This is a genomic window from Pseudomonas sp. FW305-25 (assembly GCF_017351415.1).
Taxonomy (GTDB): Bacteria; Pseudomonadota; Gammaproteobacteria; order Pseudomonadales; family Pseudomonadaceae; genus Aquipseudomonas; species Aquipseudomonas chlororaphis.
The window spans coordinates 145,279-166,546 of the sequence record NZ_JACNDE010000005.1 but is presented as its reverse complement, the minus strand read 5'-3'; the positions used below and the strand labels follow the sequence as shown (position 1 = coordinate 166,546).

Annotated in this window: 18 protein-coding genes; 15 read left to right on the top strand and 3 right to left on the bottom strand. The window is 66.0% G+C overall.

From position 1 onward, the window contains the following. Positions 1 to 163 precede the first annotated feature (163 nt). The 6 genes from hpaB (at position 164) to J4E58_RS07435 (ending at position 7,088) form a co-directional block, all read left to right on the top strand. On the top strand, positions 164 to 1,726 hold the full coding sequence (gene hpaB, locus J4E58_RS07460) for a 4-hydroxyphenylacetate 3-monooxygenase, oxygenase component (protein ID WP_087090616.1): 1,563 nt from the start codon (positions 164 to 166) through the stop codon (positions 1,724 to 1,726). Positions 1,727 to 1,801: 75 nt separating this feature from the next. Beyond that, positions 1,802 to 2,314, top strand: coding sequence for a 4-hydroxyphenylacetate 3-monooxygenase, reductase component (gene hpaC, locus J4E58_RS07455; RefSeq protein WP_007930913.1), 513 nt, complete (start codon positions 1,802 to 1,804; stop codon positions 2,312 to 2,314). A 318-nt stretch (positions 2,315 to 2,632) separates the two neighbouring features. Beyond that, positions 2,633 to 3,610: a helix-turn-helix transcriptional regulator gene (locus J4E58_RS07450; RefSeq protein ID WP_087090614.1), complete on the top strand. Its 978-nt coding sequence runs from the start codon at positions 2,633 to 2,635 to the stop codon at positions 3,608 to 3,610. Positions 3,611 to 3,746: 136 nt separating this feature from the next. Next, positions 3,747 to 4,622, top strand: coding sequence for a transporter (locus tag J4E58_RS07445; RefSeq protein WP_087090612.1), 876 nt, complete (start codon positions 3,747 to 3,749; stop codon positions 4,620 to 4,622). Between the two features lie 36 nt (positions 4,623 to 4,658). Continuing rightward, positions 4,659 to 5,822 carry an MFS transporter gene (locus J4E58_RS07440; protein ID WP_087090610.1) on the top strand — a complete coding sequence of 388 codons (1,164 nt, stop codon included), beginning with the start codon at positions 4,659 to 4,661 and terminating at the stop codon, positions 5,820 to 5,822. A 147-nt stretch (positions 5,823 to 5,969) separates the two neighbouring features. Next, on the top strand, positions 5,970 to 7,088 hold the full coding sequence (locus tag J4E58_RS07435) for a class II histone deacetylase (RefSeq protein ID WP_087090608.1): 1,119 nt from the start codon (positions 5,970 to 5,972) through the stop codon (positions 7,086 to 7,088). Between the two features lie 276 nt (positions 7,089 to 7,364). Here J4E58_RS07435 and J4E58_RS07430 read toward each other — a convergent pair whose 3' ends face one another. Continuing rightward, positions 7,365 to 8,327, bottom strand: a complete 963-nt coding sequence (locus J4E58_RS07430; protein ID WP_087090606.1) for a helix-turn-helix domain-containing protein — start codon at positions 8,325 to 8,327, stop codon at positions 7,365 to 7,367. A gap of 286 nt (positions 8,328 to 8,613) precedes the next feature. On the opposite strand from J4E58_RS07430, the gene J4E58_RS07425 reads away from it, so the two are divergent. The 6 genes from J4E58_RS07425 to J4E58_RS07400 all read left to right on the top strand — a co-directional run bounded on the left by J4E58_RS07425 (position 8,614) and on the right by J4E58_RS07400 (position 15,878). Continuing rightward, positions 8,614 to 9,147: a 2,4'-dihydroxyacetophenone dioxygenase family protein gene (locus tag J4E58_RS07425; RefSeq protein WP_087090604.1), complete on the top strand. Its 534-nt coding sequence runs from the start codon at positions 8,614 to 8,616 to the stop codon at positions 9,145 to 9,147. A 38-nt stretch (positions 9,148 to 9,185) separates the two neighbouring features. Continuing rightward, a complete protein-coding gene (locus J4E58_RS07420) occupies positions 9,186 to 10,451 on the top strand; it encodes an MFS transporter (protein ID WP_053261466.1) in 1,266 nt (421 codons plus the stop codon). After that, positions 10,448 to 11,512 carry a 2,3-butanediol dehydrogenase gene (locus J4E58_RS07415; RefSeq protein WP_053261467.1) on the top strand — a complete coding sequence of 355 codons (1,065 nt, stop codon included), beginning with the start codon at positions 10,448 to 10,450 and terminating at the stop codon, positions 11,510 to 11,512. The genes J4E58_RS07420 and J4E58_RS07415 overlap by 4 nt, the downstream gene beginning before the upstream one ends. A gap of 151 nt (positions 11,513 to 11,663) precedes the next feature. Next, positions 11,664 to 12,965: a carbohydrate porin gene (locus tag J4E58_RS07410; RefSeq protein WP_102673005.1), complete on the top strand. Its 1,302-nt coding sequence runs from the start codon at positions 11,664 to 11,666 to the stop codon at positions 12,963 to 12,965. A 32-nt stretch (positions 12,966 to 12,997) separates the two neighbouring features. Further along, positions 12,998 to 14,677 carry a GMC family oxidoreductase gene (locus J4E58_RS07405; protein ID WP_087090602.1) on the top strand — a complete coding sequence of 560 codons (1,680 nt, stop codon included), beginning with the start codon at positions 12,998 to 13,000 and terminating at the stop codon, positions 14,675 to 14,677. 226 nt (positions 14,678 to 14,903) lie between these two features. Next, the gene (locus J4E58_RS07400) at positions 14,904 to 15,878 is read left to right on the top strand and encodes a helix-turn-helix domain-containing GNAT family N-acetyltransferase (protein ID WP_087090600.1); all 975 of its coding nucleotides are present in this window, start codon (positions 14,904 to 14,906) and stop codon (positions 15,876 to 15,878) included. A 6-nt stretch (positions 15,879 to 15,884) separates the two neighbouring features. Here the strand turns inward: J4E58_RS07400 and J4E58_RS07395 are convergent, their stop codons facing one another. Further along, the gene (locus J4E58_RS07395) at positions 15,885 to 16,979 is read right to left on the bottom strand and encodes a DUF1176 domain-containing protein (RefSeq protein ID WP_087090598.1); all 1,095 of its coding nucleotides are present in this window, start codon (positions 16,977 to 16,979) and stop codon (positions 15,885 to 15,887) included. A 71-nt stretch (positions 16,980 to 17,050) separates the two neighbouring features. Beyond that, positions 17,051 to 17,962: a 4-hydroxyphenylacetate catabolism regulatory protein HpaA gene (hpaA, locus tag J4E58_RS07390; protein ID WP_087090596.1), complete on the bottom strand. Its 912-nt coding sequence runs from the start codon at positions 17,960 to 17,962 to the stop codon at positions 17,051 to 17,053. Between the two features lie 236 nt (positions 17,963 to 18,198). Between hpaA and J4E58_RS07385 the strand changes: the two genes are divergently transcribed. From J4E58_RS07385 to hpaE, 3 genes are read left to right on the top strand one after another with little or no spacing between them, the layout of a single operon-like run. Continuing rightward, entirely contained in the window at positions 18,199 to 18,885 is a 687-nt protein-coding gene (locus tag J4E58_RS07385) for a fumarylacetoacetate hydrolase family protein (RefSeq protein ID WP_087090594.1), read from the top strand. A gap of 9 nt (positions 18,886 to 18,894) precedes the next feature. Then, positions 18,895 to 19,695, top strand: coding sequence for a fumarylacetoacetate hydrolase family protein (locus J4E58_RS07380; protein WP_007923540.1), 801 nt, complete (start codon positions 18,895 to 18,897; stop codon positions 19,693 to 19,695). Further along, complete coding sequence (hpaE, locus tag J4E58_RS07375; protein ID WP_087090591.1) at positions 19,696 to 21,156, top strand: 5-carboxymethyl-2-hydroxymuconate semialdehyde dehydrogenase; 1,461 nt, start codon at positions 19,696 to 19,698, stop codon at positions 21,154 to 21,156. Positions 21,157 to 21,268 lie beyond the last annotated feature (112 nt).

The following is a 21,268-nucleotide window of genomic DNA, read 5'->3' as shown; positions in this document are numbered from 1 at the left end:
TCCATGATCTGCCCCATGACCAGGCCCATGACCTACTCCATGACCAGCCCCATGAAAAGTGCAATTCATTCGCCGGAAAAGCCATTCAGTCGCCGCCCCGTCCTGCCCATCATGGGCCCCAGCTCGCAATGGCAATTCATAACAACAACGACTGGAGTGGATGATGAAACCCGAAGACTTCCGTGCCGAGACCAACCGCCCGCTGACCGGCGCCGAATACCTGGCCAGCCTGCGCGACGATCGCGAAATCTACATTTATGGCGACCGGGTCAAGGATGTGACCAGCCACCCGGCGTTCCGCAACTCCGCCGCCTCCATGGCGCGCCTCTATGACGCCCTGCACGACCCCGAGACCAAGGACAAGCTGTGCTGGGCCACCGACACCGGCAACGGCGGCTACACCCACAAGTTCTTCCGCTCGGCGCAAAGCGCCGACGACCTGCGCCAGCAGCGCGACGCCATCGCCGAGTGGTCGCGCCTGACCTACGGCTGGATGGGCCGCAGCCCGGACTACAAGGCCGCCTTCGGCAGCGCCCTGGGGGCCAACCCGGAGTTCTATGGCAAGTTCGCGGACAACGCCCGCACCTGGTACAAGCGCATCCAGGAAGCCTGCCTATACCTCAACCACGCCATCGTCAACCCGCCGATCGACCGCGACAAGCCGGTGGACCAGGTCAAGGACGTGTTCATCTCGGTGGACGAAGAAGTCGAAGGCGGGATCATCGTCAGCGGCGCCAAGGTGGTGGCCACCAACTCGGCCCTGACCCACTACAACTTCGTCGGCCAGGGTTCGGCGCAGCTGTTGGGGGACAACACCGACTTCGCCCTGATGTTCATCGCACCGATGAACACCCGCGGCATGAAGCTGATCTGCCGCCCGTCCTACGAACTGCAGGCCGGCATGACCGGTTCGCCGTTCGACTACCCGCTGTCCAGCCGCTTCGACGAGAACGACGCGATCCTGATCATGGACAAGGTGTTCATCCCCTGGGAAAACGTGCTGATCTACCGCGACTTCGAACGCTGCCGGCAGTGGTTCCCGCAAGGCGGTTTCGGCCGGCTGTTCCCGATGCAGGGCTGCACCCGGCTGGCGGTCAAGCTCGACTTCATCACCGGGCTGCTGGTCAAGGCCTTGCAGTGCACCGGCTCCCTGGAGTTTCGCGGGGTGCAGGCGCAGGTTGGCGAGGTGGTGGCCTGGCGCAACCTGTTCTGGTCGCTGACCGACGCCATGCACGGCAACGCCAGCGAATGGCTCAATGGCGCCTTCCTGCCCAGCGCCCAGGCCTTGCAGGCCTACCGGGTCCTGGCGCCCCAGGCCTACACCGACATCAAGAAGATCATCGAGCAGGTGGTGGCCAGCGGCCTGATCTACCTGCCGTCCGGCTCCCGCGACCTCAAGGACCCGATGCTCAACCAGTACCTGAGCACCTATTGCCGGGGTTCGGCGGGCATGGGCCACGAGGAGCGAATCAAGATCCTCAAGCTGCTGTGGGATGCCATCGGCACCGAGTTCGGCGGCCGCCACGAGCTGTACGAAATCAACTACGCCGGCAGCCAGGACGAAATCCGCATGCAGTGCCTGCGCCATGCCCAGGCCACCGGTTCGATGAAAGCCATGACCGATCTAGTGGACCAATGCCTGGGCGACTACGACCTCGACGGCTGGACGGTGCCGCACCTGACCAATCCGGACGACATCAATATGCTCGACCGCATCCGCCAATAAGCGCCGCCCGACCTGAATGACCCGCGGGGCGCCCCCCGATTGCCGGCGCCCGCGGGTTCACCCGAGGAATCTGTCATGACTCAACTCGATCCCAAGCAACAGGCTTTTCGCGATGCCATGGCGCACATGACCGCGGCGGTCAACGTCATCACCAGCAACGGCCCGGCCGGACGCTGCGGCATCACCGCCACCGCGGTCTGCTCGGTCACCGACAGCCCGCCCAGCCTGATGGTCTGCGTCAACCGCAACAGCGCGCTGAACCCGGTGTTCAAGCGCAACGGCCAGCTCTGCGTCAACGTGCTCTGCGGCGAACACGAAGAGGTCGCCCGGCACTTCGCCGGCATGACCGGAGTGGAGATGGAGCAGCGCTTCAGCCTGCACCCCTGGCGCGACGGCCAGGGCGCCCTACCGGTGCTCGACGGCGCCCTGGCCAGCCTGCAGGGACGCATCACCGAGGTGCAGGAAGTCGGCACCCATTCGGTGATGCTGGTGCAGCTGGATGAAATCTGCGTGCGCGAACACGGCGACTCGCTGGTGTATTTCAGCCGTGGTTTCCATCGTTTGCAGCGGGCCGTCCAGGCGGCGTGATCTTCTGATCTTCTGATCTTCTGATCTTCTGTAGGAGCGGCAGGTCGACGCTCGATTGCTCGCGATAAATCTACAACGATAACGCGCGTTGTCAGGTCCATCGCCGCTGCGCGGCTATCGCGGGCAAGCCTCGCTCCTACAGGGATTACGCCACCCTTCATCTCCCATGCCATCCGCCTTCATCCTGCATCTGTAGGATAGCGATCCCCCGCCAACCCGACGATACTCGTGCCCAGGCCCTGCCCACGTCCCTGGACGTTCCGGTCCCTACTGACTCCGTGACGAAAACAATAAGAACGTCGCACAGAGGAACACCCGATGAGCCGTCATGATCATGCTCACGCCAGCCTGCTGGAAGCCTTCAGCTCGCTGACCCTGGAGTTGCAGCGCCTGGCGCAGCACAAGGACATCGAACATTTCCATGGCCATGCGCTGAACCGCATCGGCCAGTTGCTGCCCTTCGACAGCGCCTGGTGGGGCCGCGCCGCGCTGATCGACGGCCTGCCGGAAGAACACAGCTCCTACCTCCATCACTTGCCCCCCAGCTACCTGCCGGACTGGCAGTCGATCAAGCACGTCGACGTCACTGTCGGCCGGGTCCATGCGCACCCGGGCCGGGCGGTGATCGTCGACATGCGCGACCCGGCCAACGGCCCCGGCCTGAACTGGCTGGGCACGACCTATGGCATCGGCGAGTTGCTGTGCGTGGTGTACATCGACCCGCAGACCCACCTCAGCGACCACCTGGCGCTGTACCGCGCCCCCGGCGCCAAACGTTTCGACGCCGACGACTGCCTGCTGCTGAACAACCTGATGCTGCACCTGGTGGCCGCGGTGTCGGCCAACCAGATCCGCACCCTGGTGGCCATGCGCGAAACCCTCACCAGCCCGCGCAACCTGGCGCTGGCGGTGTGCGACCAGCGCGGCACCCTGCACTGCGCCGAACGCGGCTTCGTCGACCTGCTGCTCGGCGAGTGGCCGGACTGGAGCGGTCCCTGCCTGCCCGTGCCCATGGCCGATGGCGGTTACGAAGGCCGGCACCTGCAATTCGAGGCCTCGCCGGTGGGCGACCTGTTCCTGCTCGCCGCCCGCGGCCGCACGCTGCTGACCCAACTGAGCCCACGGGAAAACGACGTAGCCCTGGGCTTCGGCGAAGGCAAGACCTACAAGGAAATCGCCCGCGAGCTAGGCCTGTCGCCGAACACCGTGCGCCATCACATCCGCGCCATCTACAACAAGCTCGGGGTCAAGGATAAGACCCGCATCGCCCATCTGCTGCACGCCCCACCCAACTGACGTTTACCTCCCTCGCTGACTGACTTTCGCGCTGTCGTTTTGACGGCCACGGGCCGCTCTTGCCCTTTTTCCAGCCACTGCCGCGTACCGGCGAGCACTTCGCCGCACAACAACTCAAAGAACAGAGGTTACGCCCATGACCAGAACGCTTGCGCACCACACCGCCCTGGCCGTCACCGGCGCCCTGCTGAGCCTGAACGCCAGCGCCGCCGACCTCAACGCCCGCGACTTCTTCGGCGCGCCCTCGGGCACCAGCCTGGGCGTGCTGTACCTGCCGGCGACCCGCGCCGACGACTTCCACGGTCCTGCCGACAGCACCGGCAAGGCCGAGCTGAAGGTCAACGCCCTGGCCTATCGCCAGGTATTTTTCACCGACATCTGCGGCACCCTGTGCACCCCGCAATTCATCGTGCCTTTCGCCGATATCGACGCGCGCCTGCCCGGTGCCAATCGCCACACCGGGGAAAGCGGCTTCGGCGACCCGCAGGTCGGCGGCACCCTGTTTTTCATCAACGACCCGGCCAGCCGAACCTACAGCGGCCTGCTGACCCTGATCACCCTGCCGGTGGGCGAATACCACGGCGACAACCCGGATGTCTCGCCGGGCGCCAACCGCTGGGGCGCGACCTTCGTTTACAACTACACCCAGGGCGTCGGCGAGAAGTGGGTGCTGGAAGCCAACCTCGAAGCCCAGCTCTACGGCAAGAACGACGATTACTTCGGCAGCGACCTGAAGCAGGACCCGCTGTACCGCCTGCAAGCCTTCGCCTCCTATGACTTCACCAGCAGCACCTACGGCGCCCTGCGGCTGATCCACGCCGACGGTGGCGAGCTGCGGATCAACGACCAGCGCATCGACGACACCCACAAGCGCTACACCCAGGTCGGCTTCGAGGTCGGCCACTGGCTGGACCAGCAGAACCAGCTGATGTTCGGCCTCTCGCAAAACGTCGCCACCCGTAACGGCTACCACGGCACCGACGCCTTGCTGCGTCTGGTCCACGTGTTCTGAAGCGTTTTTCCGGAGCTACCCACCATGACGCCCCCCATGATCGACAAGAGCCAGGCGCTCACCGGCGAGCAGCCGCACACCGCTTCATCCCTGGCGTTGCTGGCGGCCATCGTGCTGTTCGCCGCCATCACCCCGACCATCCTCATGACCGCCCCGGCGGTGGCCGCGCAACTGGCCAGCCAATGGCAACTGAGCCCGTCGCAGATCGGCGACCTGTTCTCCACTGAACTGGGGGCCATGAGCCTCGCCACCCTGCCCGCCTTCTGGTGGCTCAAGCGCGTCGACTGGCGCCGCGCGGCGCTGCTGGCCGGGGCGCTGTTCATAGTCACTAACCTGCTGTCGATCTGGGCCCAGGATTATGGCGCGCTGCTGGCCCTGCGTTTCTGCAGTGCCCTGGCCGGCGGTTCGCTGATGATCATCTGCCTGTCCAGCGCCGCCTCCACCGCCAACCCCAGCCGGACCTACGGCCTGTGGGTCATGGGCCAACTGGTGGTCGGGGCAATCGGCCTGAGCATTCTGCCGCGGTTGTTCGAGCATTACGGCCTGGCGGCCTGCTACCTGCTGCTGGCGCTGCTGATGAGCCTGTGCCTGCCCCTGGCGCGCTACTTTCCCCAGGGCGCGCCGCCCCCGGAAAAAACCGCGGGGCAGGCAGCCGCCGCACCGAAGTGGAAGGCCCTGTGCGGCATTCTCGGCATCCTCGGCTTCTATATCAGCCTCAGCGGGGTCTGGACCTTTATCGGTTCGATCAGTGCCAAGGCCGGCATCTCCGCGCAAGCCAGCGGCGAGCTGCTGGCCGTCGCCACGGTCATGGGCATCGTCGGCGCCGGCTGCGCCTCGCTGATCGGCAATCGCCTGCCGCGCCTGCTGTTGCTGCTGTTCGGCTACAGCCTGATGGCCGGCTCGGTGCTGTTGCTGCTGGGCGCGCCGCCCCTGGCGCGCTTCGCCCTCGCCGCTCTGGTCTTCAAGTTCACCTGGACCTTCATCCTGCCGCTGATCCTCGCCTGCCTGGCCGACCTCGACCGCTCCGGCAAGCTGATGAACGCCTCCAACCTGGTGATCGGCGGCGGCCTGGCCATCGGCCCCGCGCTGGCCGGGCGGTTGATCGAAAGCACCGGTGGCTTCCAGCCCCTGCTGATCGGCGGGGCCGGCCTGACCCTGCTGTCGCTGGCGCTGATCCTCGGCTGCCGGCGCAATCCCTGAATCCCCTGAACCCCTGTAGCCGCTGCCGAAGGCTGCGATAGGTCCGAAGGACCTCTGGCGCCCGGGAGATCGCAGCGACCGTTCCGGTCGATCGCAGCCTGCGGCAGCGGCTACAAATTTTCGCCCCATAGATAGATGGATATGCCCATGCCCCGTAAAACCGCGTTTTTCTTCGATGAACTCAGCCTCTGGCACAGCGCCGGGCTGCATGCGCTGACGCTGCCGGTGGGCGGCTGGGTGCAACCGCCCGCCGCGGCCGGGCACGCCGAATCGCCGGAAACCAAGCGCCGCCTGAAAAGCCTGCTGGACGTCTCCGGCCTGACCCGCCACCTGCTGGTGCGCAGCGCCACGGCCGCCACCGAGGAGGACCTGCTGCGGGTGCACAGCGCCGAGTACCTGCAACGCTTCAAGGCCCTGAGCGAGGCCGGTGGCGGCGAACTCGGCCCGCAAGCGCCGATCGGCCCGGGCAGCTACGAAATCGCCCGGCTCTCCGCCGGCCTGGCCATCGCCGCGGTGGACGCGGTGCTCGGCGGCGAAGCCAACAACGCCTACTCGCTGTCGCGTCCGCCGGGGCACCATTGCCTGGCCGACGGCGCCATGGGCTTCTGCTTCCTGGCCAATATCGCCATCGCCATCGAGGCGGCCAAAGCCAGGCGCGGCCTGGGCAAGGTCGCGGTGATCGACTGGGACGTGCACCACGGCAACGGCACCCAGTCGATCTTCGAGGAGCGCGGCGACGTGCTGACCCTTTCCCTGCACCAGGACGGCTGCTTCCCGCCCGGCTACAGCGGCGAACAGGACCGTGGCCGCAGCGCCGGGCTGGGGGCCAACCTCAATATCCCGCTGCTGCCCGGCAGCGGCCACGATGCGTACCTGTATGCCCTGCAACGCATCGTGATCCCGGCCCTGGAGCGCTTCGAGCCGGAGCTGATCATCGTTGCCTGCGGCTACGACGCCAACGCGGTCGACCCGCTGGCGCGGATGCTGCTGCACAGCGACTCGTTCCGCGCCATGACCCGCCAGGTGCGCGAAGCCGCCGAGCGCCTGTGCCAGGGCCGCCTGGTGCTGGTGCATGAGGGCGGTTACTCCGAAGCCTATGTGCCCTTCTGCGGGCTGGCGACGGTCGAGGAGCTGGCCGGCGTCAGGACCGCGGTGACCGACCCGATGCTGGAGTTCGTGCAGCTGCAGCAGCCCAATCCTGGGTTCCAGGCCTTTCAACGCCAGCTGATCGACGATCTGGCACAAACCTTCCTCAACGACCACTGACCTGTAGCCGCTGCCGCAGGCTGCGATCGACCGGAACGGGCGTAGCGATCTCCCGACCGCTGGAGGTCCTTCGGACCTATCGCAGCCTGCGGCAGCGGCTACATGGGTTTGCGAATCTCGCTTGAGGCTGGCCGTAACGAGGCTTAAATGCCGCGAAATGCATCTGGCTGGCCACCGACCTGTAGCCGCTGCCGAAGGCTGCGATCGACCGGAACGGGCGTAGCGATCTCCCGACCGCAGGAGGTCCTTCGGACCTATCGCAGCCTACGGCAGCGGCTACAGGGTTTTGCGGACTTCGCTTGGGGTCTGGCCGTAATGGGCCTTGAACGCCCGGGCGAAGTGGGCCTGGCTGGTGAAGCCATGACGGTAGGCGATTTCGCCGATATCCAGGCCGGCTCCCCGTGGGCTGCTCAGCAGGTCATGGGCCTGTTGCAGGCGTTTTTCCAGGATAAAGCGGCTGGGCTGGCTGTCTTCCAGGGCGAACAGGCGGCTCAGGTGCCGTGGCGAAATGCCGGTCTGCGCGGCCACCCGTTCGCAGCTCAGGCCGGGGTCGGCCAGCTGTTCGCTGATGCACTGCTTGGCCGCCAGCAGATAGGACGCGCTCAGGGCATTGATCCGCCGCTCTCCCGCCTGCCCGGCGATCAGGCTGGCCAACAGCTCCAGCGTCTGGTTCTGATAACTCTCGGCGTCCTCGCTCAGCGGCTGCTGGAAAAAGCCTCCGGTGCGCTCGCCCAGGGTGCGCAGCAACAGGCGCTGCACCCCACTTTGCCCGCCGATCTTCAGCGGACGGTCGAAACGCTTGAGGCAGCGCTCGGCGAACAGCGCCTGGGGAATGTCGAAAATGAACTGGCGCATCGGCCCGGAGAACCCGAACAGATAGGGTTTGTCGGTGCGGTAGACGATCAGCTCGCCCGGTTCGAGCAACTGGCAGGCGCCATCCTGATAGAAGAACGAGCCGCTGCCGGTGACGAAGGACACGAACACCGACTCCTTGGGCACCGCGCGGATCATCGAGTTGTCACGCTCGACTACGTGCTCGTTGCCCTCGATCCGCGCCAGGCGCATGCCCTCCAGCTGCAGGTTGTCCTGGCTGGCGGCAAAACCGCTTTCACAAAAGGAAGTGCATTTGAGGCCGACCAGGGTGGAGGCGTTGTAGTCCTCCCAGAAGGCCAGCCGCTGGTCCAGGGCGATGCTCTGGGTGCAGGCATGCCGGGTTTCGAGCAAGGCGCATGGAGACATTTTTATTCTTCTCATGGCTAGGAAGCATTCCCGGTCGGCAAGGCAGTGACCGGATTCCGAGGCCGCGACAGGTGGCGCTCGCGGCGATTCATTAACATATGAAGCTTATGCCCTGTCAACGTGAAACGCAGTGGGCACAAGTCGATTGCCAGGGTAAACGGCGTCCCTGAAGCCTGTAGGAAAAGTCTCGTCCGATCCAGTCAACAATCCCGTCCGATTGGATAAAACCCCGCCCGCGCACCGCGCCTAAAGTCGCCTCGACTCCCACAACGAATAGAGGCCGACCATGCCCGAAGCCGCCCGCCGTGAATTCTGGAAAGACCTGCAACCGATCGCCAATTGCTTCAAGCCGGACGCCAAGCCCGAGGTCTACCTGGCCAATGCCGCCAGCGACGACCTGAAGCTGTATGTGCCCTTCACCGAAACCGTGTCCTCGCGGCCGCTGTGGATCTCGCCGAGCGAGAACCGCTGGTGCGACATCCTCATGGCCAGCAGCGCCGGCCTGGTGAACCGGCATTACCACCCCCACGAAGTGTTCGCCTACACCCTGTCCGGCAAGTGGGGCTACCTGGAGCACGACTGGACCGCCACTGCCGGCGACTTCGTCTACGAGACCCCGGGCGAAGGCCACACCCTGGTGGCCTACGAGCACGAGCAACCGATGCGCGCGTTTTTCATCGTCAAGGGCCCGCTGATCTGGCTCGACGAACAGGGCGAGCCGGACGGTTATTTCGACGTGCACTCCTACATCGCCCTGTGCCGCGCGCACTACGAAAAGATCGGCCTCGGCGCGGCCTATATCGACACGCTGTTTCGCTGAAGTCTCGACTTCACCTGTCCCTCCCGCGGAGAACGACCATGGCTTACAACAACAATAAAGCCGGTTACGAGAACATCCTGCTGGGCGTGCTGTTCCTGACGTTCGGCTTCGTCTTTTTCGATCGCCTGGCCCTGTCCTTCCTGTTCCCCTTCATGGCCGACGAGCTGCAACTGAGCAACAGCCACCTGGGCATGCTGTCGTCGATCCTGGCCCTGGCCTGGGCGGTGTCCGGCGCACTGGTCGGGGCCTGGTCGGACCGGCGCGGCAAGCGCAAGCCGCTGTTGATCGTCGCGGTGATCCTGTTTTCCCTGTGCTCGGCGCTGTCGGGGCTGGTCACCGGTTTTCTCAGCCTGCTGCTGTTCCGCGGCATCATGGGCCTGGCCGAAGGGCCGATCCTGCCGCTCTCGCAATCGCTGATGGTGGAGGCCTCCTCGCCCCATCGCCGGGGCCTGAACATGGGCCTGCTGCAAGGCTCGGCGGCCGGGCTGCTGGGCGCGGTGATCGGCCCGCCGGTGCTGATCGCCCTGGCCGAAGCCTACGGCTGGCGCCATGCCTTTATCGTCTCGCTGATCCCCGGGCTGCTGATCGCCCTGCTGATCTGGCGCTATGTGCGCAACGACGCGCCGCCGGCACCGATCACGGACAACGCTCCTGCTGCTCCGGTCAACCGCCTGGCCCTGCTGAAAAGCCGCAACATTGTGCTCTGCACCCTGATCAGCTGCGTGTTCCTCACCTGGTTCGTGATCCTGATTTCCTTCACCCCGACCTTCCTGGTCAAGGTCCGCGGCTACAGCCCGGCGAGCATGGGCACGGTGATGAGTTGCCTGGGCGGCGCCTGGGTGCTGTGGGGCTTCGGCGTGGCGGCGATTTCCGACCGTTTCGGCCGCCGCCCGACCCTGGTGCTGTTCTCGCTGATCGCCGCCTGCTGCCCGATCGCCCTGCTCTACGCCAACAGCCCGCTGCTGATGGGCGTGCTGATGCTGCTGACCTACACGGGCCTGGGCTGCTTCACCCTGTTCATGGCGACCATCCCGGCGGAAACCGTGCCCCGTGAGGTCATGGCCACCGCCCTGGGCATGATCATGGGCATCGGCGAGCTGGTGGGCGGTTTTGTCTCGCCGACCATCGCCGGCTTTGCCGCCGACCGTTTCGGCCTGTCCATCGTCATGTGGATCTCCTGCGGCGGCGCCCTGCTGGCGGCGCTGCTGGCACTGTTCCTCAAGGAAACCGCGCCGGCGGTCCTGGCGCGCAGCCGCCGCGCCGAACCTTCCCCCTCTCCTGTCCTGCAAGGAAACCAGCCATGAAAGCATTGCGTTGGCATGCCGCCCGCGACCTGCGCCTGAGCGATCTGCAACTGCCGCAGCCCGGCCCGGGCGAGGTGCTGGTCAAGGTGGCCTACTGCGGTATCTGCGGCAGCGACCTGCACGAATACGCCGACGGCCCGCACTCGATTCCACAACAGGTGCCCCACCCGCTGTCCGGTTGCCGCGCGCCGCTGACCCTCGGCCACGAGTTCTGCGGCCAGGTCCTGGCGGTGGGCGCGGGCGTCGACCGGGTCCGGGTCGGCAGCCGGGTGGCGGTGGAGCCGGAGTACCGCTGCGGCGATTGCCAGTACTGCCGCGTCGGCCAGTACAACCTCTGCCAGTCCATGGGGTTTATCGGCCTGATGGGCGACGGCGGTTTCGCCGAACAGGTGCTGGTGCCGGCGTACATGCTGCACCCGCTGCCGGATTCGGTGAGTTTCAAGCAGGCCGCGGTGCTGGAGCCGGCGGCGGTGGCCTTTCACGCGCTGAACCAGAGCAGCCTGCTGGCCGGCGACAGCTGCGTGGTGTTCGGCCTCGGTCCTATAGGCCTGCTCTTGATCCTGCTGGCGCGCTTGCGCGGCGTGGAGCGGATCTTCGCCGTGGACATCAGCCCGGAACGCCGGCGGCTGGCCCGCGACTTCGGCGCCCAGGAAGTGCTCGATGGCCACGCCGCCGACCTGTCGCAACGCCTGCACGAACTGAGCGGTGGTGGCGTCGACACGGCCTTCGAGGCCGCCGGCAGCCAGCAGACCCTGAGCCTGGCCCTGCACTCGCTGCGCAAGGGCGGCGAGGTGGTGCTGGTGGGCCTGATGGGCGAGGTCAGCGTCGATGCCTTCCACCTGGTCAACCACGAACTGCGCCTGCTCGGCAGCGTGGGCTATCGCAACGCCTACCCGCCGCTGATCGAGCTGCTGGCCAGCGGCCGCCTGGACCTGACCCGCGCCGTGACCCGCTGCGTGACCCTGGACCAGGCCGTGGAGCATGGCTTCGAGGCACTGCTGCGGGACAAGAGCCAGATCAAGGTGCTGGTCAATCCCAACCCCGAGCTGGCCAAGGCATGACCTGTAGCCGCTGCCGCAGGCTGCGATCGAGGACGCAGTCCTCGCCAGCGCAATCGGCAGCACCCTGGTAACCCGTTGGCGAACGCTGCGCGTCCGATCGCAGCCTTCGGCAGCGGCTACTCACAAAAACAACAAGAAACGAGTACCGACCATGAAAAGCACTCCCCTGCTGTGCCCGCTGCTGACGGCGGCGCTGTTCACCCCGTTGTGCCACGCCGAGACTCCAGCACCCAACCGCGAAGGCCCGCTGGCCGGGCTCGGCGAGCAACTGGCCGGCTACGGCATCCGACCCCATGTGCAGTTCTGGAGCCTGTCGATGAACAACCTCGACACCGGTCCGCGGCAACACAGCTTCGGCAACAGCGGCGACCTGTTCGTCGGCGCCGACTTCGACCTCGATACCCTCGCCGGCCTTACAGGCGCGGCCGTTCATTTCGAGGAAACCTTCTTCATCCTCGACACCGCCACCGGCCAGCCGACCTCGCGCAACTGGCAAGGCGCCGCCGGCAGCTATTTCGCCGGCGCGCCGATCCACAACGACATCACCAGCAACCAGCTGAGCCTGCTGACCTACCAGCAGACCTGGCTCGACGGCCAGCTCGACATGAGCCTGGGACGCACCAACGCGCGGCGCTACTTCTATATCTACAACTGCGAAACCGTGGTCACCTGCAACGACCCGATCATCGATTCGTCCACCGGCATCCTGCCGCCGCCCTACGGCAGCTGGGGCGGCTACCTGAAGTACCAGCCGACGCCGGGTTTGTATGTGCATGCCGGGGCCTTCGAATCGAACCCGGTGGACTACCTGAAAAAACGCAAGGGCCTGGACTTCAGCACCGACGACGCCAGCGGCACCAGCCTGTTGCTGGGCATCGGCAGCAAGCACGACGGCGCCTACAGCGCCCACTATGAACTCAATGGCTACTACAACACCGCCAACCAGCACGACCCGCTGACCGGCGCCAGCGAGCACGGCACCGGCGGCGCCTTCTTCAAGTTCCAGCAAGGCTTCTGGCGGGCCGACGGCGGCCAGCGCACCGCGCCCCAGGCGCTGCTGGCGTTCGGTTCGCTGTCCCTGGCGGCCGACGACAAGCAGCCCTTCAGCCATTTCGCCGAGATCGGCCTGACTTACCTGGCGCCCTTCGACCGCGCCCAGGACAAGCTCAACCTCAAGGCCAGCTACCTGCGCCTCAACGACCACCAACTGCGCTTCCAGCAACAGGCGCGGATCGCCAACGGCGGCGACCACCGCCTGGGCGAACGCAACGTGTACGCCATCGAGGCCAACGGCCACTTCGCCCTGACCCGGCACCTGGCGCTCGAACCCAGCGTGCAGTACCTGATCAACCCGGACAACTTCTACAACCCCGAGGCCCGCGAGCTCAGCGGCAACGGTTTTGTCGTCGGCCTGCAAGTCATGTACGACGTCGGCGCGGCGCTGGGGTTGTAAACCTGCTTTTCACTGCCAACGAGGTATCTCCCATGACTGACTCTGCCCCGCGTTCGTTCGACTACATCGTGGTCGGGGCCGGCTCGGCCGGTTGCGTGCTGGCCAACCGGCTGTCCGCCGATCCGCAGCTCAGCGTCTGCCTGATCGAAGCCGGCCCCAGCGACCGCAGCCTGTTTCCCGGCGCCTATGTGCGCACCCCGGCGGGCATCATCCGCCTGATCGCCAACCCGAAGTGGAACTGGATGCATCAGTTCAGCTCCCAGGCCGCCAGCGGCGAGCGCCCGATCCCCTGCCCCCGCGGCCGACTCTGGGGTGGCTCCAGCGCGATCAACGGCATGATCTACATCCGCGGCCACCGCAGCGACTACGACCGCTGGGCGGCGGCCGGCAACCAGGGCTGGAGCTACGACGAACTGCTGCCGTACTTCCTGCGCTCGGAGCATTTCGAGCCCGGCGCCTCGCCCTGGCACGGCCAGGGCGGCGAACTCAACGTCGCCGCGCAACGCAGCCCGAGCCCTATCAATGAGGTGTTCTACCAGGCCGCCCAGGAACTGGGCTGGCGCTACAACCCGGACTTCAACGGCGAGGAACAGGAAGGCTACGGCCCCTTCCACGTCACCCAGATCAACGGCGAGCGTTGCAGCGCCGCGCGGGCCTTCCTGTACCCGGCGCTGTCGCGGCCCAACCTCAGCGTACTGAGCTCGACCCTGACCCACCGCGTGTTGCTGGAGGGCAATCGCGCCTGTGGCGTCGAGGTCAGCCAGGATGGCGCGGTGTTCCGGCTGCAGGCCCGGCGCGAAGTGATCCTCAGCGCCGGGGCGATCAACTCGCCGCAGCTGCTGTTGCTCTCCGGCATCGGCCCGGCCGAGGAACTGGCGCGCCATGGCATCGCCCAGCGCCATGAACTGCCGGGAGTCGGCCACAACCTGCAGGACCATCAGGACGTGGTGCTGATGTACCGCTGCGACAGCGAGCTGACCTACGGCGTGTCGGCCAAAGGCCTGCTGCCCCTGGCCCGTTCGCCCTGGCAGTACCTGAGCCGGCGCAGCGGCCCGCTGACCTCCAATACCGTGGAGTCCGGCGGCTTCCTGCGCCTGCATCCCGAGGACGCCGCCCCGGAGCTGGGCCTGATCGTCGCCCCGGCGCTGAAAAACCAGCCCCAGCGCCTGGTGCCGCTGGGCCATGGGGTCAGCCTGCACATCGCCGTGATGCACCCGCACAGCCGTGGCCAGGTCCGGCTCAATTGCGCCGATCCCCATGACAAGCCGATCATCGACAGCAACTTCCTCAGCCACCCGGAAGACCTGCGCAAGCTGGTGGCGGGCGTGCGCCTGGTGCGCCAGCTGGCGGCGAGCCAGGCCTTCTCCCGGCGCCTCAAGGGCGAACTGGTGCCCGGCCCGCAGGTCGAGAGCCAGGCGCAGATCGAGCAGTGGATTCGCGACAGCCTGGGCACCGTGTTCCACCCGGTCGGCACCTGCAAGATGGGCCATGACGCCCAGGCGGTGGTCGACGACCAGTTGCGGGTCCACGGCGTGCAGGGCCTGCGGGTGGCCGACGCGTCGATCATGCCGAGCCTGACCACCGGCAACACCAACGCGGCGGCGATCATGATCGGCGAAAAGGCCGCGGACCTGCTGCTGGGTAAAGCGCCACCAATCATTCAGATCCCTGCTCGCCTGGAGCAACAGGCATCCACGCTGGCCATTGGCTGAAAGACGGCCCCTGTAGGAGCGAAGCTTGCTCGCGATGGTCGTTAACGATAACGCGTACAGATTGGATAAACGCGGCGCCCTCAAGCCTATCGCGAGCAAGCTTCGCTCCTACAGGGGATCACCTGCGCTTGACTGATCGGTGTTGACCCAGGCGCCCGCGTCCCTATGGATTTTGCCATCGGGCAGACATATAGTTGCACGATACAACAATATATGGAGCCTCGCCATGTCCTCCCCTTCGCCGCTGGTGGATCAGATCCGCAATGAATCGCGCAAACTGGTGCGCGAGCTGGGCTTTATGGGCGCCACCCTGGCCGGCTCCGATCTGCCGCCCTCGGCGGTGCATGCGCTGATCGAACTCGACCTGCACGCCCCGCTCACCGCCGCCCAGTTGGGCAAGACCCTGAATTTGGAAAAGTCCTCGGTCAGCCGCCTGCTGGGCAAGCTCATCGAGCGCGGCGATATCCAGGAAAGCCCCAGCCCCACCGATGCCCGGGAAAAGCACCTGGGCCTGACCGCCAGCGGGCGCAAACAGGTCGCCACGCTCCATGCCTTCGGCAGCGCCCAGGTGCAACAGGCGCTGCGCTTGCTGGCGCCCCGCGAGCAAAGCCAGGTAGTCGCCGGACTGCGCAGTTATGGCCAGGCGCTGCAGGCCTGCCGCCTGGGCCATGCGCAGATCGCCGCGGCCACCCCGACCGTGCTCCGTGGCTATCGGCCGGGCATGATCGGCCGCATCACCGAGCTGCATGCGCACTACTACTCACGCCTGGTGGGTTTCGGGCAGTTCTTTGAACAGCGCGTCGCGGCGGGTCTGGCGGAGTTCAGCGAGCGCCTGGACAACCCCGATAACGGCGTCTGGCTGGCGGTGCTGGACGAGCAGATCGTCGGCTCGATCGCCATCGACCTCGGCGACACCGCGGATCGCCCTCAGGCCGACAGAGTCGCCCATCTGCGCTGGTTTATCCTCGACGAGGCGACCCGTGGCACCGGCACCGGTCGCCTGCTGCTCAAGGCGGCGCTGGAGCATTGCGACCGGGTGCGGGCAACCTCCTGCTATCTATGGACCTTCAGCGGCCTGGACGCCGCCCGGCACCTGTACGAAGCCTTCGGCTTCCAACTGGTGGAGGAACAGCCGGCGGCGCAATGGAGCAAGACCGTGCTGGAGCAGAAGTTCGCGCGCCGCCATCCAGGCCTGGCCTGAAACGCCTCAGCGGTTGGCTGGCGGCGCGATGTTCCACAGCCGCGGCCAGTCTTCGGAGGACAAGCCATTGCAGGTCGGCATCTGCCGGTAATCGCTGAGCTGGAAGCTTTCACCGTCGAACAGCCAGCGCCCGGTTTCACCGCAGTCGCCGATGCCGCGCGCCAGATAGAAGGTGGTCAGCATCCCGGTCTTGGGGTCGTAGTGGGCGCCGCCCGAGCCGTCCGCGTTGTTCATGGGCAAGGCTTGCCGGCGCAATTCCTCGAGCTGCGGCGGGTTACCGCGCGACCAGCTGCTGATCAGGTAGTCGCAGTTGTAGGCCGCGCAGTCGCTCAGCACCACCGTCAACGCCCGCTGCGCGGTCAGCGGATAGACCTCGACCTGGGGCTCGGCCACAAAGTCTTCATCGTCGTTGGGCGTGCCTGGCGCGGCGAATTTCACCGCGGCCGCCGAGATCCGCGTGCGCTGCGCCTCCGTCAGTTCCGGTGCCCCCGGATAAGCCCGCAGCTGCGCCGGCAGCGGCCGCGCCGGCACCTCGCTGGCCGGACGCTGGCCTGGCCGCCACAGCGCCGTCACGCCATCGACCCGGCCCTGTACCGAGTCCATCAGCAGCAGCGCCGCCGACAACCCGGACAATGGCACCCGGGCTTCGTCGTTCCCCTCCAGCTTCAGTTCCTCGGCATTGCGCAGGCGTTCCAGCCACTGGCGGGCCCGGGCCGGGTCGGCGATTTCATAGCGGGTGACCTGGATCTGCGCGCCCTTCTTCTCCGGCAACAGCACCAGGGCATCCAGCAGTTGCGGCTCCAGCGCTTGGCCGTCGAGGCGCAAGGCAGTCAGCTCGGCGGGGTCGCCGCGCTGGTCCAGGCGTATTTCCAGCGGGCCGTCGGGGCCGGCGCGACGCTGGATATGCAGGGTCAGGCTGCTGTACTGCACACCGTGCTCACCGTTGGGCGCGCTCAGGGCGTGGCAACTGCGCAGGTTGTCGCAGCCGGTGATCCATTCCTTGGTCTGGCGCAGCAACGGCACCTTTTCCGCGGCGCTCTGCGCCAGCGCCTGGGCGGCGCTGGCGGTCAGCAAAAGAACCATCAGGGTGCGCTGCAACATGGGACTTTCCTTGTCGGGTAAAAGCGCCGATTGTCCCACGCAGCGCGCTGGCGCTCCCAGCTTTTTTGCCCTCAGGACGAGGGTTTCGCCGCGCCCTGGCGCGCCCGGTATTCCCCCGGCGTCATCTTCGCGTAGCGCTGGAAGAACCGGCTGAAATACGCCGGGTCCTTGAACCCCAGTTGGTAGCAGATTTCGTTCACCGAACTGGCGGTGAACAGCAGCAGGCGCTTGGACTCCTGCATCAGGCGCTCGTACACCAGGCGTTTCGACGGCAGGTCGGCGATGCGCCGGCAGACATCGTTGAGACGCGCCTCGGTGACGCCGATCTGCCCGGCATAGCGCGACAGCGGCCAATGCTCCAGATAGCAGGCTTCGATCAGTTCGTTGAAGCGATGGAAGATGTGCAGGTCTTCATGCCGCGCCGGGCGGGCCTTGAGGGAATTGGCCGAAAGCCTGAGCAGGCTGATCAGGATCAACCGGGTCAGGGCCTCCAGCGCCGGCGCGTGCCCGGCGCCCTGCCCGGCGACTTCCTCCTGCAACTCATCGAACAGCAGCGCCAGGCGCCGCGCCTCGCCGGCGAACCCCGGGTCCAGGCGCGCCAGGGCCACGCAGGCCGGCGCCACCTGGGGGCCGCTGGCGAGACGGCTGTCGGCTTCGATCAGCTCCCACACCAGCTGCTGGCGCACGGTCAGTACGTGGCCTTCACTGTCGGCCTCGGTGACGAAGGAATGGGCAATGGTCGGCGGCGTGAGGAAAAACATCGGCCCCGATTCCAGGTATTGCTGGTCGTCGAGGTAGACCCGCACCGCGCCGCTTTTCACGTAGTGCACCTGGAAAAACCGGTCGTGGCGGTGCACCGGCATGTTGCGGCCGAAGAACCCGGCCAGGTTGCTCAGCTTGTCGTAATGCACCTGCGAGTCGGCGTAGCGCTGGTCGTAGACCTGGCCGATGTTGATATTGGGGATCGGCTGGCGATCGCTCATGGTGGCATGTCTCTTTTTTCGCTCGCGGTGCTTTTTATTTTCGCCCGCGGCGCTTTTATTTTTTACCTGCGGCAAGCGCCCACATCCTGCGTGATTCGCGGCCTGTTCACCAGTACGGGGCAGACAGTTGGTGATCGGCTCCTGGCCGGCGCTTGACGATCGTTAACATATTAAATATAACGTTAACACATTAACGAAATCACCTCGTCTTCCGCGATGCTCAGGAGAACACCACAATGAGCCGTGCACTGCATGAAGTCGCCACCGGCACCCTGTTCGGCGTCGCGCTGAACTACCAGGGCCTGTTGCGCAGCCACCTGGAATCCTTCACCCAGCCGCCCTACCAGAAGCCACCGGTCAAGCCGGTGCTGTTCATCAAGACCCCCAACACGCGCAATGTCCACGGCGGCGCCGTGATCTATCCGCAAGGCGTCGAGCGCCTGCAACCCGGCCCGGCGCTGGGCGTGGTGATCGGCAAGAGCACCAGCCGGGTCAGCGTGGAAAACGCCCTGCAGCACGTGGCCGGCTACACCATCGTCAACGAGTTCAGCCTGCCGGAAGACAGCTACTACCGCCCCGCCGTCAAAGCCAAGGGCCGCGACGGTTTCTGCGCCTTCGGCCCGGAACTGGTGCCCGCGGCCCAGGTGCGCGATCCCCATGATCTGGAATTGAAACTGTGGGTCAACGGTGAACTGCTGCAACGCAACAGCACCGCCAACTTCGTGCGCGGCATACCGCAATTGATCGCCGAACTCAGCGAGTTCATGACCCTGCATGAGGGCGACGTGCTGATCACCGGCACCCCCGAAGGCCGGGTCGACGTCAAGCCCGGCGACCGCATCGAAGTGGAGATCAGCGGCCTGGGCCGTCTCGCCAATCACGTTGTCGCGGAAGAAATAGCCGCCGAAGTAGCCGCCGAATAAGGAGCTGCCATGAAACACGCCCGCATCCGTTATCAAGGCCAGGTCCACGAGGTCGTGGTCAACGCGCCCAACAGCGTGAAACTGGCCGATGGCCGCGTGCTCGCCGAGGATCAGGTCGAGTGGCTGCCACCGGCCACCGGCAGCATGTTCGCCCTGGGCCTGAACTACGCCGACCACGCCGCCGAACTGGCCTTCAAGCCGCCGACCGAGCCGCTGGTATTCATCAAGTCCCCCGGCACCTACACCGGCCACAACCAGGTCACCTGGCGCCCGGACAACGTCGCCTACATGCACTATGAGTGCGAACTGGTGGCGGTGATCGGCAAGACCGCGCGCAACGTCAAGCGCGAGGACGCCCTGGATTACCTGGCCGGCTACACGGTGTGCAACGACTACGCGATCCGCGACTACCTGGAAAACTACTACCGGCCCAACCTGCGGGTGAAGAACCGCGACGCCACCACCCCGGTCGGGCCGTGGATAGTCGACGTCGCCGACGTGCCCGAGCCGAACCGGCTGAAGCTGCGCACCTGGGTCAACGGTGAGTTGCGCCAGGAAGGCAGCACTTGCGACATGATCTTCGACATCCCCTACCTGATCGAATACCTGTCCAGCTTCATGACCCTGCAACCGGGCGACATGATCGCTACCGGCACCCCGGAAGGCCTGTCCGACGTGGTGCCCGGCGACGAAGTGGTGGTAGAAGTCGAAGGCGTCGGCCGGCTGGTCAACCGCATCGTCAGCGAGGCGGAGTTCTTCAGGATCAAGGCACAACACGACACGCAACTGGCGGCCAAGGAGCACGCATAAATGATCAAACACTGGATCAACGGCCGCGAGGTCGAAAGCCAAGACACCTTCGTCAACTACAACCCGGCCACCGGCGAGGCCATCGGTGAAGTGGCCAGCGGCGGCGCCGGGGAAATCGCCCAGGCGGTCGCGGCGGCCAAGGAAGCCTTTCCGAAATGGGCCAACACCCCGGCCAAGGAACGGGCGCGGCTGATGCGCAAGCTGGGCGAGCTGATCGACCGGAACGTGCCGCACCTGGCGGAGCTGGAAACCCTCGACACCGGCCTGCCGATCCACCAGACCAAGAACGTGCTGATCCCGCGCGCCTCGCACAACTTCGACTTCTTCGCCGAGGTCTGCACCCGCATGGATGGCCACAGCTATCCGGTGGACGACCAGATGCTCAACTACACCCTGTACCAGCCGGTCGGCGTCTGCGCGCTGGTGTCGCCGTGGAACGTGCCGTTCATGACCGCCACCTGGAAGACCGCGCCGTGCCTGGCGCTGGGCAACACGGCGGTGCTGAAGATGTCCGAGCTGTCGCCGCTGACCGCCAACGAACTGGGGCGCCTGGCGGTCGAAGCCGGCATTCCCAATGGTGTGCTGAACATCGTCCAGGGCTACGGCGCCACCGCCGGCGATGCCCTGGTGCGCCACCCGGACGTGCGGGCCATTTCCTTCACCGGCGGCACCGCCACCGGCAAGAAGATCATGCAGACCGCGGGGCTGAAAAAGTACTCCATGGAACTGGGCGGCAAGTCGCCGGTGCTGATCTTCGAAGACGCCGACCTGGAGCGCGCCCTGGATGCGGCGCTGTTCACCATCTTCTCGCTCAACGGCGAACGCTGCACCGCCGGCAGCCGGATCTTCGTCCAGGAAAGCGTGTACCCGCAGTTCGTCGCCGAGTTCGCCGCCCGCGCCAAGCGCCTGATTGTCGGTGACCCGCAGGACCCGAAGACCCAGGTCGGCTCGATGATCACCCAGGCCCACTACGACAAGGTCACCGGCTATATCCGCATCGGCATCGAAGAAGGCGCCACCCTGCTCGCCGGTGGCCTGGAGCGCCCGGCCAACCTGCCGGCGCACCTGGGCCGTGGCCAGTTCATCCAGCCGACGGTGTTCGCCGACGTCGATAACCAGATGCGCATCGCCCAGGAAGAGATCTTCGGCCCGGTGGTCTGCCTGATCCCGTTCAAGGACGAGGCCGAGGCCCTGCGACTGGCCAACGACACCGAGTACGGCCTGGCCTCCTATATCTGGACCCAGGACATCGGCAAGGCCCATCGCCTGGCCCGTGGCATTGAGGCCGGCATGGTGTTCATCAACAGCCAGAACGTGCGCGACCTGCGCCAGCCTTTCGGTGGGGTCAAGGGCTCCGGCACCGGCCGCGAAGGCGGCGAGTACAGCTTCGAGGTGTTTGCCGAGATCAAGAACATTTGTATCTCCATGGGCAGCCACCACATCCCGCGCTGGGGCGTGTAAGGTTTTGAGATCCTGTAGCCGCTGCCGAAGGCTGCGCTCGTCTCGGAACGAGACGCCGCTCTTTGAAGTCCCTGCGGGACTTATCGCAGCCTGCGGCAGCGGCTACGGGCCG

What these genes read in the sequence shown, in the direction of transcription:
- J4E58_RS07380 (WP_007923540.1), top strand. Translation starts at nt 18,895, where the DNA reads ATGAAACACGCCCGCATCCGTTATCAAGGCCAGGTCCACGAGGTCGTG.
- J4E58_RS07430 (WP_087090606.1), bottom strand. Translation starts at nt 8,327, where the DNA reads ATGTCTCCATGCGCCTTGCTCGAAACCCGGCATGCCTGCACCCAGAGC.
- hpaB (WP_087090616.1), top strand. Translation starts at nt 164, where the DNA reads ATGAAACCCGAAGACTTCCGTGCCGAGACCAACCGCCCGCTGACCGGC.
- J4E58_RS07425 (WP_087090604.1), top strand. Translation starts at nt 8,614, where the DNA reads ATGCCCGAAGCCGCCCGCCGTGAATTCTGGAAAGACCTGCAACCGATC.
- J4E58_RS07410 (WP_102673005.1), top strand. Translation starts at nt 11,664, where the DNA reads ATGAAAAGCACTCCCCTGCTGTGCCCGCTGCTGACGGCGGCGCTGTTC.
- J4E58_RS07415 (WP_053261467.1), top strand. Translation starts at nt 10,448, where the DNA reads ATGAAAGCATTGCGTTGGCATGCCGCCCGCGACCTGCGCCTGAGCGAT.
- J4E58_RS07435 (WP_087090608.1), top strand. Translation starts at nt 5,970, where the DNA reads ATGCCCCGTAAAACCGCGTTTTTCTTCGATGAACTCAGCCTCTGGCAC.
- J4E58_RS07385 (WP_087090594.1), top strand. Translation starts at nt 18,199, where the DNA reads ATGAGCCGTGCACTGCATGAAGTCGCCACCGGCACCCTGTTCGGCGTC.
- J4E58_RS07400 (WP_087090600.1), top strand. Translation starts at nt 14,904, where the DNA reads ATGTCCTCCCCTTCGCCGCTGGTGGATCAGATCCGCAATGAATCGCGC.
- J4E58_RS07420 (WP_053261466.1), top strand. Translation starts at nt 9,186, where the DNA reads ATGGCTTACAACAACAATAAAGCCGGTTACGAGAACATCCTGCTGGGC.
- hpaE (WP_087090591.1), top strand. Translation starts at nt 19,696, where the DNA reads ATGATCAAACACTGGATCAACGGCCGCGAGGTCGAAAGCCAAGACACC.
- hpaC (WP_007930913.1), top strand. Translation starts at nt 1,802, where the DNA reads ATGACTCAACTCGATCCCAAGCAACAGGCTTTTCGCGATGCCATGGCG.
- J4E58_RS07405 (WP_087090602.1), top strand. Translation starts at nt 12,998, where the DNA reads ATGACTGACTCTGCCCCGCGTTCGTTCGACTACATCGTGGTCGGGGCC.
- J4E58_RS07445 (WP_087090612.1), top strand. Translation starts at nt 3,747, where the DNA reads ATGACCAGAACGCTTGCGCACCACACCGCCCTGGCCGTCACCGGCGCC.
- hpaA (WP_087090596.1), bottom strand. Translation starts at nt 17,962, where the DNA reads ATGAGCGATCGCCAGCCGATCCCCAATATCAACATCGGCCAGGTCTAC.
- J4E58_RS07440 (WP_087090610.1), top strand. Translation starts at nt 4,659, where the DNA reads ATGATCGACAAGAGCCAGGCGCTCACCGGCGAGCAGCCGCACACCGCT.
- J4E58_RS07450 (WP_087090614.1), top strand. Translation starts at nt 2,633, where the DNA reads ATGAGCCGTCATGATCATGCTCACGCCAGCCTGCTGGAAGCCTTCAGC.
- J4E58_RS07395 (WP_087090598.1), bottom strand. Translation starts at nt 16,979, where the DNA reads ATGTTGCAGCGCACCCTGATGGTTCTTTTGCTGACCGCCAGCGCCGCC.